At 70.4% G+C, this 13,927-nt stretch carries 9 protein-coding genes; 7 read left to right on the top strand and 2 right to left on the bottom strand.

Features of this window, described 5'->3' with window-relative positions; all coding sequences use genetic code 11:
- Positions 1-17 precede the first annotated feature (17 nt).
- From ACRAKI_RS15750 to ACRAKI_RS15720, 7 genes are all read left to right on the top strand, one after another.
- Complete coding sequence (locus ACRAKI_RS15750) at positions 18-2,414, top strand: beta-xylosidase/alpha-l-arabinosidase (RefSeq protein ID WP_447007831.1); 2,397 nt, start codon at positions 18-20, stop codon at positions 2,412-2,414.
- On the top strand, positions 2,411-3,400 hold the full coding sequence (locus ACRAKI_RS15745; protein ID WP_447007830.1) for an ABC transporter permease: 990 nt from the start codon (positions 2,411-2,413) through the stop codon (positions 3,398-3,400). Before ACRAKI_RS15750 ends, ACRAKI_RS15745 begins: the two co-directional genes overlap by 4 nt.
- A complete protein-coding gene (locus ACRAKI_RS15740) occupies positions 3,397-4,332 on the top strand; it encodes a carbohydrate ABC transporter permease (RefSeq protein ID WP_447007829.1) in 936 nt (311 codons plus the stop codon). Before ACRAKI_RS15745 ends, ACRAKI_RS15740 begins: the two co-directional genes overlap by 4 nt.
- A 46-nt stretch (positions 4,333-4,378) precedes the next feature.
- Entirely contained in the window at positions 4,379-6,004 is a 1,626-nt protein-coding gene (locus tag ACRAKI_RS15735; RefSeq protein ID WP_447007828.1) for an ABC transporter substrate-binding protein, read from the top strand.
- 151 nt (positions 6,005-6,155) lie between these two features.
- A complete protein-coding gene (locus ACRAKI_RS15730; protein ID WP_447007827.1) occupies positions 6,156-7,697 on the top strand; it encodes a GH39 family glycosyl hydrolase in 1,542 nt (513 codons plus the stop codon).
- A 5-nt stretch (positions 7,698-7,702) separates the two neighbouring features.
- Positions 7,703-8,398: a DUF624 domain-containing protein gene (locus ACRAKI_RS15725; protein WP_447007826.1), complete on the top strand. Its 696-nt coding sequence runs from the start codon at positions 7,703-7,705 to the stop codon at positions 8,396-8,398.
- Complete coding sequence (locus ACRAKI_RS15720; protein WP_447007825.1) at positions 8,395-10,434, top strand: beta-galactosidase; 2,040 nt, start codon at positions 8,395-8,397, stop codon at positions 10,432-10,434. Before ACRAKI_RS15725 ends, ACRAKI_RS15720 begins: the two co-directional genes overlap by 4 nt.
- Here ACRAKI_RS15720 and ACRAKI_RS15715 read toward each other — a convergent pair.
- Complete coding sequence (locus ACRAKI_RS15715; protein WP_447007824.1) at positions 10,428-12,458, bottom strand: alpha-glucuronidase; 2,031 nt, start codon at positions 12,456-12,458, stop codon at positions 10,428-10,430. The genes ACRAKI_RS15720 and ACRAKI_RS15715 overlap by 7 nt on opposite strands.
- A gap of 145 nt (positions 12,459-12,603) precedes the next feature.
- Positions 12,604-13,821 carry an SGNH/GDSL hydrolase family protein gene (locus ACRAKI_RS15710; protein WP_447007823.1) on the bottom strand — a complete coding sequence of 406 codons (1,218 nt, stop codon included), beginning with the start codon at positions 13,819-13,821 and terminating at the stop codon, positions 12,604-12,606.
- Positions 13,822-13,927: the final 106 nt, after the last annotated feature.

The following is a 13,927-nucleotide window of genomic DNA, read 5'->3' as shown; positions in this document are numbered from 1 at the left end:
GCGGGGGTTTCTGGTCGATGATGAACAGGACGACGGACGTCACGGCGACGCCGGCGGGCGACGCCGTCAGAACGACCGCCGACCGGCCGAACGCGGTCTGGCAGGACGTGGGCCTGCCGGTCACCGACCGGGTCGAAGCGCTCGTGGCTGCGATGACCCTCGAAGAGAAGCTGGCGCAGCTCGTCGGGGTGTGGGTCGGCGCCGATCCCGACGGCGGGGAGGTCGCGCCGCACCAGAACGACATGACCGGCGATCCGGTGGTGTGGAACGACGTCATCGCCGCCGGCCTCGGCCAGCTCACCCGCCCGTTCGGCACCCGTCCGGTCGACCCGGTGGTCGGCGCCAAGTCGCTCGCCCTGTCCCAGCAGCAGGTCGCCGCCGCCAACCGGTTCGGCATCCCGGCGCTGGTGCACGAGGAGTGCCTGACGGGTTTCGCCGCGTGGCAGGCCACCGCGTACCCCGCTCCCCTCGCCTGGGGCGCGTCGTTCGACCCCGGGCTGGTCGCCGAGATGGCGGGCCTGATCGGCGGCTCGATGCGGGCGGCCGGCGTCCACCAGGGCCTCGCACCCGTCCTGGACGTCACGCGCGACTACCGCTGGGGCCGCACGGAAGAGACCATCGGCGAGGACCCGTACCTCGTGGGCACGGTGGGCACGGCCTACGTGCGCGGCCTCGAAGGGTCCGGGATCGTCGCCACGCTGAAGCACTTCGCGGGCTACTCGGCCTCACGCGCCGGGCGGAACCTCGCACCGGTGTCCATCGGCCCGCGCGAGTTCGCCGACGTGGTCCTGCCGCCGTTCGAGATGGCCGTGCACGACGGCGGAGTCCGGTCGGTGATGCAGTCCTACAGCGATGTCGACGGCGTGCCGTCCGCGGCCGACGCCGGGCTGCTCACCACCTTGCTGCGCGACACCTGGGGTTTCGACGGCACGGTGGTCGCGGACTACTTCGCGGTCAAGTTCCTGCAGACGCTGCACCGGGTCGCCGAGGACGAGGCGCACGCCGCCGCGCTGGCCCTGAGCGCGGGCGTGGACGTCGAGTTGCCGACCGTGCGGTGCTACGGCGCGCCGCTGCTCGAAGCGGTCAGGCGCGGAGACGTGGACGAGGCCCTGGTGGACCGCGCGCTGCGCCGCGTGCTCCGGCAGAAGGTCGAACTCGGCCTGCTCGACCCGGACTGGTCGGCGCTGCCGGAGAACGTCGACGACCTGCGACTGGACTCGCCGCAGGCCCGGGAAGTCGCGCTGCGCCTGGCGCGGGAGTCCGTGGTGCTGCTGGCCAACGACGGCGTCCTGCCGCTGCGGTCCGGCGCCCGGCTCGCGGTGGTCGGCCCGCTCGCGGACGACCCGATGGCGATGCTGGGCTGCTACTCGTTCCCGGCGCACATCGGCGTGCACCACATGGACATGCCGCTGGGCCTGGAGATCCCGACGGTGCTGGCCGCGCTGAAGGACAAGGTGGACGGCGACGTCACCTACGCCCGTGGCTGCGAGGTCATCGGCGAGACCGACCCCTCCGACGTGGCCGCCGCCGCGGCCGCCGCGTCGGAGGCGGACGTGTGCGTCGTGGCCGTGGGCGACCTGGCGGGGCTGTTCGGCCGCAGCACGTCGGGCGAAGGGTGCGACGCGACGGAACTCGTCCTTCCCGGCGCGCAGGCGGACCTGGTCCGGGCGGTCGTCGCCACCGGCACGCCGGTGGTGCTGCTGCTGATCACCGGGCGGCCGTACGCGATCGGCGACCTGGCCGACAGCGCGGCGGCGACGGTGCAGACGTTCTTCCCGGGTCAGCTCGGCGGCCCGGCCATCGCGGACGTCCTGACCGGTGCGGTCGCGCCGTCGGGCCGGTTGCCGGTCGGCATCCCCGGCGACCCGTCCGGGCAGCCCGGCACCTACCTGTCCGCACCGCTCGGACGACGCAGCGGGGTGTCCAACGTGGACCCCACACCGGCGTTCCCGTTCGGTCACGGCCTGGGCTACGACACGTTCTCCTGGTCGTCCGCGCGCGTGGTGGACGGCGACCGGCCGTGGACCACGGACGGCGAGGTCGAGCTGGAACTCGACGTGCGCAACCCGGGCGACCGCGCCGGCGCCGACGTGGTGCAGCTGTACCTGCACGACCCGGTCGCCCAGGTGACCCGCCCGGTGGTGCGGCTCATCGGGTACGCGCGGGTGCCGCTCGACGGCGGGGCCTCGGCACGCGTGACGTTCCGCGTCCCGGCCGACGTCACGTCGTTCACCGGCCTCAACGGGCGGCGTGTGGTGGAACCGGGCGCGGTGCAGCTGCGCGTGTCGCGGTCCAGCGCCGACGTGCACGAAGCGGTGGACCTGCGGCTCGTGGGCCCGCTGCGCGAAGTCGACCACACGCGGCGCCGGCTCACCGACGTGTCGGTCGCCCACGAGGAGGTGGAGCGCGCATGACCACCCAGGTCAGCGAACCAGCCGCCGATGCGGCGCCGACGAAGTCCGGGAAACCGCCCAAGGCCCCGAAGACGCCCCGGTACAAGACGACCTGGCGCAAGGCGTGGAAGCGTGACTGGCAGCTCTACACGCTGGTCATCGTCCCGCTGCTGTTCTTCCTGGTCTTCCGCTACGCGCCCATGCTCGGCAACGTCATCGCGTTCCGCAAGTTCGTGCCGGGCGGCAGCATCTACGGCGAGTCGTGGGTGGGCCTGCGCTACGTCAAGATGTTCATCAACGACCCGAACTTCTGGGAGGTCTTCGGCAACACGATGGTGCTGGGGGCGCTCAGCCTGTTCTTCGTGTTCCCGCTGCCGATCGTGCTGGCGCTGCTGCTCAACGAGGTCCGCTCGCGCTACTTCAAGCGGTTCGTGCAGACGGTGTCCTACCTTCCGCACTTCCTCTCCATCGTGATCGTGGCCGGCATGGTCATGCAGCTGGTGTCGCTGGAGGGCACGGTCAACCAGGTGGTCCGCGCCTTCGGCGGCGAACCCACCTCGTTCATCCAGGAGCCGGACTGGTTCCGCTCGATCTACGTCTCCTCCGAGATCTGGCAGACCGTCGGCTGGGGCACGATCCTCTACCTGGCCGCGCTGACCACGATCGACAGCCAGCTCTACGAGGCGGCTCGGATCGACGGCGCGAACCGCTGGCAGCAGACCTGGCACGTGACGCTGCCCGGCATCCGGCCGACGATGATCGTCCTGCTGATCCTCAACATCGGCACGTTCATGGCGGTCGGGTTCGAGAAGGTCCTGCTGCTGTACAACCCGCTGACCTACCCGACCGCGGACGTCATCTCGACCTACCTCTACCGGGTCGGCCTGGTGTCCAACAACTTCAGCTACGCCGCCGCGATCGGCCTCTTCGAGTCGATCATCGGCCTCACGCTGATCCTGTCCGCCAACGCGATCTCGCGCCGAGCAGTGGGGACGAGCCTGTGGTGACCACCGACCCGACCGCTCTCGTGAACCGGCTGGACAAGCCCGCCGGACCACGCCGCACCTCGATGGACGACTCGCGCGGCTACCGGATCTTCCGGGTCGTCAACGTGGTGGTGCTGCTCGGCGTTGTCGTGGTGACGCTGTACCCCTTCGTCAACATCGTGGCGCAGTCGTTCAGCAGCGAGGTCTACATCCGCACCGGCCAGGTGAACCTGGTGCCGCGCGGGTTCAACCTCGACACCTACAAGCTGGTCGCGTCCGACCCGGTGTTCTGGAACAGCTACTTCAACACCGTCCTCTACACCGTGACGGCCACCGCCATCTCGATCGTGCTCACCACGATCTACGCGTACGTGCTGTCGAAGCACAAGCTGAAGGGCCGCGGCCTGCTCGTCGGCATCGCGGTGTTCACGATGTTCTTCAACGGCGGCCTGATCCCGAACTACGTGCTGGTGAACGGGCTCGGCATGACCAACACGATCTGGGCGATCGTGCTGCCGAACGCGATCAGCGTGTTCAACCTCCTGGTCATGAAGGCGTTCTTCGAGAGCCTGCCGACGGAACTGGAGGAGGCCGCCGCGATCGACGGCCTGAACACCTACGGCATCCTGCTGCGGATCGTCCTGCCGCTGTCGAAGGCCGTGCTCGCGACGATGATCCTGTTCTACGCGGTGGCGAACTGGAACTCCTGGTTCCAGGCGTTCCTCTACCTCGACCGGGCGGACCTGTTCCCGGTCACCGTGTACCTGCGGAACATGATCGCGGGCGCCACCTCGGCGACGTCGGTCGGCGCCGTGGAGACCAACGCGGTGGCGATCTCCGCGAACATCAAGGCTGTGACGATGGTGCTGACTGTGCTGCCCATCGTCGTCGTTTATCCCTTCATCCAGCGCTATTTCGTGTCGGGCGTGATGCTCGGCGCGGTCAAGCAGTAGCGCCTCCGAGTTGACGACGGTGTCAAACACCCGAGGAGAGAGCACGATGCGATCGAAATGGAAGCGCACGCTTCTGACTCTTGTGGCGGGCAGCCTCGTGGTCAGCGTGGCGGCGTGCAGCGAAGAGGAGCCGGCCGCGGCCGGAGTCAGCCTGGACGGCAAGAAGGTCGCCGCCATGACCGACTACAAGGCGGGTGACCAGTTCAAGGCGACCGAGCCGCTGGACGTCAGCCTGCTCTACCTCGACCAGGCCCACTACCCGATGAAGGAAGACTGGGCGCTCTGGAAGGAGATCTCCCAGCGGACCAACATCACGCTCAAGCCGACCGTCGTGCCCTACAGCGACTACGACCAGAAGCGCGGTCTGCTGATCAGCTCGGGTGACGCGCCGACGATCATCTCCAAGACCTACCCGGGTCAGGAGGCGCCGTTCGTCTCGTCCGGCGCGATCCTCCCGGTGAGCGACTACCTCGACCTGATGCCGCACTTCAAGGCGAAGGTCGACAAGTGGAAGCTCCAGCCGGAGCTGAACACGCTGCGCCAGGAGGACGGCAAGTTCTACCTGCTGCCCGGCGTGCACGAGAACGTGTGGCAGGACTACACCCTGGCGTTCCGCACCGACGAGCTGGAGCGCCTGAACCTGAAGACCCCGACGAACTGGGACGAGGTCTACGCGGTCCTCAAGGCCATCAAGGCCGCGCACCCGGACAGCTACCCGCTGTCGGACCGGTTCGAGGGCAAGTCCATCCTCAACTACGCGGGCCAGACCTTCGGCACCCAGGCCGGCTGGGGCTACAACAACGCCACCTGGAACGAGTCGGCGCAGAAGTTCGACTTCACCGGTGCGACGCCCGAGTACAAGGCGCTGATCGAGTACTTCCGCAAGCTCGTCGCGGAAGGCCTGATGGACCCGGAGAGCTTCACCCAGAAGGACGACGCAGCGATCCAGAAGTTCGCCAGCGGCAAGTCGTTCGCGATCAGCAGCAACGCGCAGAACATCGTGAACGACTACCGGCCGAACGTCTCCAAGATCCCCGGCGCCACGGTGGCGAAGATCCCGCTGCCCGCCGGCCCGAAGGGTGACGTCATCCGCGGCACGCGCCTGGAGAACGGCCTGATGGTCTCGGCCAAGATCGCCGAGAGCGACAAGTTCGTGGCCACGATGCAGTTCATCGACTGGCTGTGGTACTCCGACGACGCGCAGGAACTCGTCAAGTGGGGCGTGGAGGGCACGACCTTCGAGAAGGACTCCTCCGGCAAGCGGGCGCTCAAGTCCGACGTGGCGTTCGGCGGCATGAACGTCGGCGCGCCGAAGAACCTCCAGCGCGACTTCGGCTTCCAGGGCGGTGTCTTCGCCTACGGCGGTCCGACCGAGCTGCTCCAGTCGATGTTCACCGAGGAGGAGCTCGCCTTCCAGAAGACGATGGAGAGCAAGAAGGTGATCCCGCTCGCCCCGCCGGCTCCGCTGAACGAGGAGGAGCGCGAGCGCGCCACCCTGTGGGAGTCCCCGCTGAAGGACCTCGTCACGCAGTCGACGCTCCAGTTCGTCCTCGGCAGCCGCGACATGTCCACCTGGGACGCGTACGTCCAGGAACTGGACGCCAAGGGCATGACCCAGTTCGTCGACGTGGTGAACGGCGCGCACAAGCGGTACAAGGAGAAGAACGGCTGAGTTCGATGGCCGCCTGCTCCGCAGTCGGCGGCCAGGTCGCCGGGGAGTCGGTCGTTCGCGTCCGACTTCCCGGCGGTCGAGAAGCGTGATCGCCGGGAAGCGGGCCGCGAACGACCGACGCGACCTGGCGGTGTCGATGCCTGGAGGGTAAGTGAACCGCGTTGTCGTCCCCGGTGAGCCCATCGGCCGCCTGTCCGAGTCCTGGCGGCACTGCGTGGGCACCGGCAGGCTGAACCTCGCCCTGCGCGCCGACTACCAGGAATCCCTGGCCGCGGTCCAGCGCGACATCGGTTTCCGCTACATCCGTGGTCACGGTCTGCTGTCCGACGACATGGGCGTGCACCGCGTGTCCGGCGGGCGGGTCCGGTACTCGTTCACGTACGTGGACCAGGTGTTCGACCGGTTCCTGGAGCTGGGTCTGCGGCCCTTCGTGGAGCTGGGGTTCATGCCCACCGCGCTCGCCTCGGGCGAGGACACCGTGTTCTGGTGGAAGGGCAACATCACCCCGCCGAGCGACCCCGACGAGTGGGCCGCGCTCGTCCGGGCGCTCCTGCGGCACCTGGTCGACCGCTACGGCCTGGACGAGGTGCGCACCTGGCCGATCGAGGTGTGGAACGAGCCGAACCTGGTCAACTTCTGGAAGGACGCCGACCAGGAGGCCTACTTCCGCCTCTACGAGACCACCGCGCGCGCCGTCAAGGACGTGGACGCCGGGCTCCAGGTGGGCGGTCCCGCGATCTCCCCCGGCTCGGACGAGTGGTGGGCGCCGTTCGCGGACTTCGTCACCCGGCGGGACGTGCCGATCGACTTCGTCAGCAGGCACGCCTACACGTCCGGTCCGGCGCAGCACGTGCCGTTCGGCACCTACCAGACGCTGACCGCGCCGGAACTGCTGCTGGACCAGTTCGACGCGCCGCGCAAGTACCTGGCGGCCACGGCGCTGGCCGGCCTGCCGGTGCACATCACCGAGTTCAACACCTCGTACCGGCCGGACAACCCGATCCACGACACCGCCTACAACGCCGCCTACCTGGCGCCCGTCCTCACCGGCGGCACGGAACTGGTCGACTCGTACTCCTACTGGACGTTCTGCGACGTCTTCGAGGAGGAGAACGTGCCGACGTCCCTGTTCCACGGCGGTTTCGGGCTGCTCACGCACCGGCAGGTGCCGAAGCCGACCTACCACCTGTACGCGTTCATGGCCCGGATGGGCACGCAGGTGCTGGCGCGCGGCGACGACCACCTGGTGTGCGGCACCGACGACGGCCGGGTCACCGTGCTGGCGTGGCAGCCGGTCGGCGGCTCGGACGCGCCGTACGCCCCGGGTCTGGATTCCTCTGGGCGGCACGACCTGCGGCTGTCGGTCCCGATGACCGGTCCGCGCGCGTTCGTGCGCCGGGAAAGGGTGAACGAGCACGACGGCAACGCGTTCGGCGCGTGGCGTGAGCTGGGCCGGCCGCGCTCGCCTGATCGGCGGACGATCGAGGTGCTGCGTGACTGCGCGCGCCCGGCCGTGGAGCACCGGTCGGCGGTGGTGGAAGGTGGTCGGGTGCTGCTCGACCTGGCATTGTCGCGGCACGAGGTGACGTTCGTCGAGCTGATCCCGGTCGAGCCCGAGGAGCACGTCGGGCTGGACGACCGGCGGCTGCTCGGCGGATCGGACGACCGCCTCGTCGCGGAGCACGAGAGGTGACGGCGATGACGACGACGCAGGGACGGGACGACCCGGCGGACGAGATCGGCAAGGGCGTCCTGTCCCGGGCGTCGGCGATCGTGTACTGGTTCGTCGTCATCGAGGTGCTGCTCCTGCTCACGGCCGGTCCGCCGTTGCTGCTGGTCCTGTTCCTGGTCGGCGAGGCGGGCAACGCGCCGTTGATCGGCCTGTGCTTCGCCCCGCTGGCCCCCGCGCTGTCGGCCGCGCTGTTCGCGTGGCGGGTGTTCCTGAACGACCGGGACCTGTCGCCCGCCCGGCACTTCTGGCGCGGCTACCGGCTCAACCTGGCGGAGGTGCTGCGCTGGTGGCTGCCCGCCCTGGCGGTGTTGACGGTCATCGGCTTCAGCCTGGCGAACCTCGGTGCGGCGGGCGTGCCGGCGGGGTACGGCCTGGCACTGGTCGTGATCGCGGCGGTGGTGCTGCTGTGGTCGGCGAACGCGCTCGTGCTGTCGTCCGCGCTGGCGTTGCGCACCCGCGACACCGCTCGGTTGGCATCCTACTACCTGGCCGCCCGACCGGCGAGCACGCTCGGCACGGTGTCGCTGGTCATCGCGGCCGGCGGGCTCGTCGTGCTCACGTCGGACTGGGTGCTCGCGCTGCTCGCCTCCCCGTTCGCCCTTCTCCTCCTGCGCAACGCCGACCCGGTGCTGCGCGACGCCACCGAGAGGTTCACCGCGTGACCCGTCAGTTCGTGGCCCCGCAGATCGGTTACGGCGGCGACTACAACCCCGAGCAGTGGCCCCGCGAGATCTGGGACGACGACTACGCCGCGTTCAAGCTCGCCGGCATCAACACGGTGACGGTGGGCGTGTTCGCGTGGGCCCACCTCGAACGCTCCGAGTTCGAGTACGACTTCTCGGAGCTTGACGCGATCGTGGAGCGCGCGACGGCCGAGGGCATGCGGATCGTGCTGGCCACTCCGAGCGGCGCGATGCCGCCGTGGCTGGCGCGGAAGTACCCGGACGTGTGCCGGGTCGACTTCGAGGGCCGGCAGCACGTCTACGGGCAGCGGCACAACGCCTGCCCGTCGTCGGGTGACTTCCGCAGGGCGGCCGTGGCGCTGGCCAAGCGGCTGGCGCGGCGGTACCGGCACAACCCGGCGATCGTGGCGTGGCACGTCGGCAACGAGTACGGCGGCGCGTGCTGGTGCCGGCAGTGCGGCGACGCGTTCCGGGTATGGCTCCGCCGGCGTTACGGCTCCCTCGACCGGCTCAACGACGCGTGGAACACCACGTTCTGGTCGCACACGTTCACCGAGTGGACGCAGATCGAGCCGCCGAACGCGCTGTCCGAGCACTGGCGCGGGCCGGACCACACCGCGTTCCAGGGCATCACGCTGGACTACCGGCGGTTCATGTCCGATGCGATGTTGGGCGGGTTCCTGGCCGAGAAGGCGGCGATCCGCGAGCACTCCCCGCACACTCCCGTGACGACGAACATGATGGGCCTGTACCAGCCGATCGACTACCACCGGTGGGCGCCGCACCTGGACTTCGCGTCGTGGGACAACTACCCGCCCGAGGACCCGTCCGCGTCCCGCACGGCCGCGCGGATGGCGTTGGCGCACCGGTTGATGCGCGGGCTGCGCGACGGCGAGCCGTTCTGGGTCATGGAGCAGACGCCGTCGGTCACGGCGAGCCGGAACGTGAACTCCGTCAAGCGGCCCGGTGTGCTGCGGCTGTGGTCGTGGCAGTCCGTGGCCCACGGCGCGGACGCCGTCCTGTACTTCCAGCTGCGGCAGTCCCGCGGCGCGTGCGAGAAGTACCACGGCGCGGTGCTCGACCACGCGGGCCGGACCGACACGCGGGTGTTCCGCGAAGTCGCCGACCTGGGCGGCGAGTTCGCCCGGGTCGGTGACGCGGTGCTGGGCGCGCGGACGCCGGCGCGGGTCGCGTTGCTGGTCGACTGGGACAGCTGGTGGGCGGTCGAGATGTCGGACGGGCCGAACCGGAACGTGCGGTACCTGGACGTGCTGACGGCGTACCACCGGGCGCTGTGGCAGGCGAACGCGCCGCTGGACGTCGTGCCGGTGACGGCCGACCTCTCCGGGTACGACGTGGTCGTCGCGCCGTTGCTGCACATGGTGAAGGGCGACCTGGCGGACCGCGTCACGGCGTTCGTGGACGGTGGCGGCACGTTCCTGACCACGGCCCTGTCCGGTCGGGTGGACGAGGACGACAACGCGTTCCTGACCGATGTGCCCGGTCCGTTCGCCTCGCTGCTCGGATTGCGGGTGGAGGAGACCGACGCGCAGCAGCCCGACGTGGTGAACCCGGTGACGCTGCTCGGCACGGAGTACGAGAGCCGGCACGTGTTCGAGGTGGTCATCCCGGGCGACGCGGAGGTGCTCGGCACCTACGGCGCGGACTTCTACGCCGGGACGCCGGCCGTGACGCGGGCGGCACGGGGGCCTGGCAGTGCCTGGTACGTGGCGACGTTGCTGGACGACGACGGGGTGGCGACGGTGGTGCGGAAGGCGCTGGACGAGCACGGGCTGGTCGGCCCGCTCGCCGACGTGCCCGACGTCGAGGTCGTCGAACGCGTGTCACCGGACGGCACGCGCCACCTGTTCGTGCTCAACCACGGCGAGACCCGGACGGTGGAGTGCCCGGTCGACGGGACGAACCTGCTGGACGGACGGGCGCTGCGGGCCGGTGACGCGGTGGACCTGCCACCGGCCGCAGTCCTGGTGATCCGCCGGGAAGGCACTCAGTAGATCCGGCGGCCTCGGGCGTCCGGCACGCCCGACTTGCGCCGGAAGTACGTGTTCACCTGGTCACGCCATTCGGTCGCGCACCGCAACTGCTCCGCGAGCAGTTCGGTGACGCGGCCGAAGACGTCTTCGGGGACGCGGCCTTCCAACGCCGCCCACGTGGCCACCATCCGCTCCACCTCTTCACGACCGGCGAAGTGGGTGTCGTAGATGTGCTGGACGACCGTCGTCCCCGAGTGCAGGACGTGCTCGTAGGGCACGTGGTGGAAGAACAGCAGCAGCTCGTCCGGGCACGTCTCGGTCGACTCGTACAGGTCCCGCCACGGCGGCGGGTACTGGCCGGTGTAGCCGGTGCCCGTCGCCCGCGTGCGGTCCACGCCGACACCGTCGCGGTCCGCGAAGTGGTAAGTGCCCCAAGGCGAGTACTCGTAGCCGTCGACGGCCGGGCCGTAGTGGTGGCCGGGGCTGACCATGAAGCCGACGCCCAAGGGGGCCGTGTAACGCTCGTAGGTGAGCCACGAGCCGTCCATCAGCTCGTGCAACGCCTTGCCCACTCCCGGGTCGGCGAACGTGAGGCCGATCCACTCCTCCAGCACGTCCTCCGGCGCGAGCCGCTCGTCCCACGTGAGCCGCCCGAAGCCGAACAGGTTGGCCTGCGCCAACGGGTGCCCGGTCCAGAACCGGTCGTCGCCGACGTTCGACACGGCCGCCACGCCACCGGCCGGCGCGGACGCACGACCGCCGGCGACGTCCGCCACGGTCGGCTCGCCCTCGCCCCACGGCTGGAAACCGAGCATTTCCGACCACTGCGGCACCAGGTGGCACACGTGCTTCTGCTGCCCGGTGTACTCCTGCGTCACCTGCAACTCCACCGCGAGCCGGGTGCGCGGCATCGCTGCGATCACCGGGGAGACCGGCTCGCGCGCCTGGAAGTCCAGCGGACCGGCCTTCACCTGCACGACCACGTTCGGGTCGAACCTGCCGTCGAGCGGGGCGAAGTTGTCGTACGCCGCACGCGCGCGGTCGGTCGAGCGGTCGCGCCAGTCCTGCCGGTGGTCGTAGACGAACGCGCGCCAGAACACCGTGCCGCCGAACGGCGCGAGCGCGCGGGCCAGGACGTTCGCCCCGTCCGCGTGGTCACGGCCGTAGGCGAACGGACCCGGCTGGCCCTCGGAGTCCGCCTTGACGACGTACCCGCCGAAGTCCGGGATCGCCGCGTACACCGCGGCGGTGGTGCGGGCCCACCACTCCCCCACCGCCGGGTCGTGCGGGTCGGCGGTGGGCAGGCCGCCGAGCGTGACGGGGGCGGCGAAGCTCACCGAGAGGTGCACCTTGATCCCGTGCGGGCGGAACACGTCGGCGAGCCGCACGACGTCCGGCAGGCGGTCGGTCAGCAGGAGGGCTTCGGGGCGGTGCACGTTGACGTTGTTGAGGCCCACGCGGTTGATGCCGATCGAGCCGAGCAGGCGCGCGTAGGCCCGCGCGCGCGACAGGTCTTCACGCACCACGCCGTCGTCGTAGAAGATCGAGCCGCCCGCGTACCCGCGCTCGACCTGGCCCATCACCGGGTGCACGGCCACGTTGTCCCAGTGGTCGAGCATCCGGATCGGCTGGCGGGGCGCGTGCCGCCGCGGCTCCAGGGTGCCGTCGAACGCCGACTCGCCCTGCCGCACCACGTGGTGGAAGCCGTAGAGCAGGCCGTTGCCGCCCACGGCGCGGACCGCCGTGGTGGTGGCGTCGCGTGCCACCACGAACGATTCCGGGTCGTCTTCACCGTCGTCCGGCGCGCACACCAGCTCCAGGTCCACCGGGCCCTCGTCGACCAGCGCGCCGCCGTGGGCGGCCACCGCCGCCTCGACCTCGCCGCGCACGGTGGCGACCACCGGGCCGCCACCGACGACCCGGACCCGTCGTGAGCCGACCGGCCGCAACGCGGACGCGGGCAGCCACGCGGGGTGCACGCCTTCCGGGAGCGGTGTGACCGGCGTCCGGTCGTCCAGGACTTCCGGTGGCGTCGTGCCGACCATGCGTGGTCCTCTCGCGTCGGGCTCGGTGACCACGTCAACCTATGACGATTTCGTTGTCCGGGCAAGGAAAACGCACCCGCCAGATGCGTCCACTCTCGACAGTGGGGCTACGAAACTTTTGCGTGGCAACGCCTCCGGTCGCGGCTCACGCGGGCTTCGGTGCGAACAGCTCCACCGGGACGGCGTCCGCCAACGCCTGGTGGCCGGCTGGGCACAGGTGCAGGTGGTCGCCTTCGTCGTACGCCCTGAGCAGGCGCTTCGGCTCGTCCGGGTCACGAAGGGCCGCGTCGAAGTCCAGCACCGCGTCGAACCGGCCGGAGGTCCGGATCCACTCGTTGACCGCCTGCCGGGACGTCTCGCGGTGGCCGTCCGGGTCGTCGTAGTCGCCACTGCCGCCGAGTGGCGTCACCGTCGCGCCGCAGACGGAGATGCCACGGGCGTGGGCGCGCTCCACGATCTGCCCGTACGCGGCGACGAGGTCGTCGGTGACCTGCTTCTGCGCGGCGGGCGTCGGGTCGGTGGTGCCGATGTCGTTCACACCCTCGAACACCACCAGCCACGTGACGCCGCCCAACGCCAGCACGTCGCGGTCCAGCCGGGCCAGCGCGTTCGGGCCGAGGCCCTGGCCGAGCACCTGGTTGCCGCCGATGCCCTGGTTGAGCACGGCGACGCCGGCGGTGGCCGGGTCGGCGCGCAGCCGGGCAGCCAGGCGGTTGGGCCAGCGGTCGTTCCCGTTGGTGGTCGACCCCCGTCCGTCGGTCAGGGAGTCGCCCAACGCCACCACGGCCGTGGTGCTGCGCGTCGACCACACCTCCACGCCGCTGAGGAGGTACCAGTGGTCGACGGGGGTCGCACCGGGCAGGTCCACCGCGTCGACGTGCTCGCCGCGCAGCAGGTGGGAGGTGGTGCGGGAGCCGGGGTGCGAGGTGAGCGCGTCGGCGGGCAGCCCGTCCGCCAGGAACGCGGTCACGGTCAGGTCGGCGTCCGGCGGCACCGGGAGGTCCACCGCGTCCGACACGACCTGCGCACCGACCGGCACGACGACCGACGTCCGGCCGTGGAACGTGACGGGACGGATCGAGCCCGCTCTGACCGCGCTCTTGCCGACCTCTTGGGGGAACGCCACGGACACGGCGGTGAGGGACAGCGTCGTGCGGCCGAAGGCGTTGGAGAACCGCAGCCGCAACCGGTCACCGCCCACGGACACGCGAATCGCCTGCCGCACCGTGGCATCGGCGAGCGCCACGCCGTGCCGGACGAACGGCTCCGGCGGCAGGTCGGTCGGGTTCGTCGGCTGCGGCGAGGAGACCCACGTGTGCGCCCACCGGCCGGGCGGAGTCGTTCCGGACGGGCTGTGGCTCATGGGTGACCGACCTCCGCGCTCGATGGCGTGACAGGCCGATTAGAACATCGCCGATTGGAACGTCGCCGGCGGAGCCGGGAACCGTTCGACGGCAGTGCTTTCCCGC

It is taken from the genome of Saccharothrix isguenensis (genome assembly GCF_052936305.1).
Note: the sequence above shows the minus strand (reverse complement) of the source record. Positions and strands in the feature narration are given on the sequence as shown.

What these genes read in the sequence shown, in the direction of transcription:
- ACRAKI_RS15745 (WP_447007830.1), top strand. Translation starts at nt 2,411, where the DNA reads ATGACCACCCAGGTCAGCGAACCAGCCGCCGATGCGGCGCCGACGAAG.
- ACRAKI_RS15710 (WP_447007823.1), bottom strand. Translation starts at nt 13,821, where the DNA reads ATGAGCCACAGCCCGTCCGGAACGACTCCGCCCGGCCGGTGGGCGCAC.
- ACRAKI_RS15715 (WP_447007824.1), bottom strand. Translation starts at nt 12,458, where the DNA reads ATGGTCGGCACGACGCCACCGGAAGTCCTGGACGACCGGACGCCGGTC.
- ACRAKI_RS15725 (WP_447007826.1), top strand. Translation starts at nt 7,703, where the DNA reads ATGACGACGACGCAGGGACGGGACGACCCGGCGGACGAGATCGGCAAG.
- ACRAKI_RS15735 (WP_447007828.1), top strand. Translation starts at nt 4,379, where the DNA reads ATGCGATCGAAATGGAAGCGCACGCTTCTGACTCTTGTGGCGGGCAGC.
- ACRAKI_RS15750 (WP_447007831.1), top strand. Translation starts at nt 18, where the DNA reads ATGATGAACAGGACGACGGACGTCACGGCGACGCCGGCGGGCGACGCC.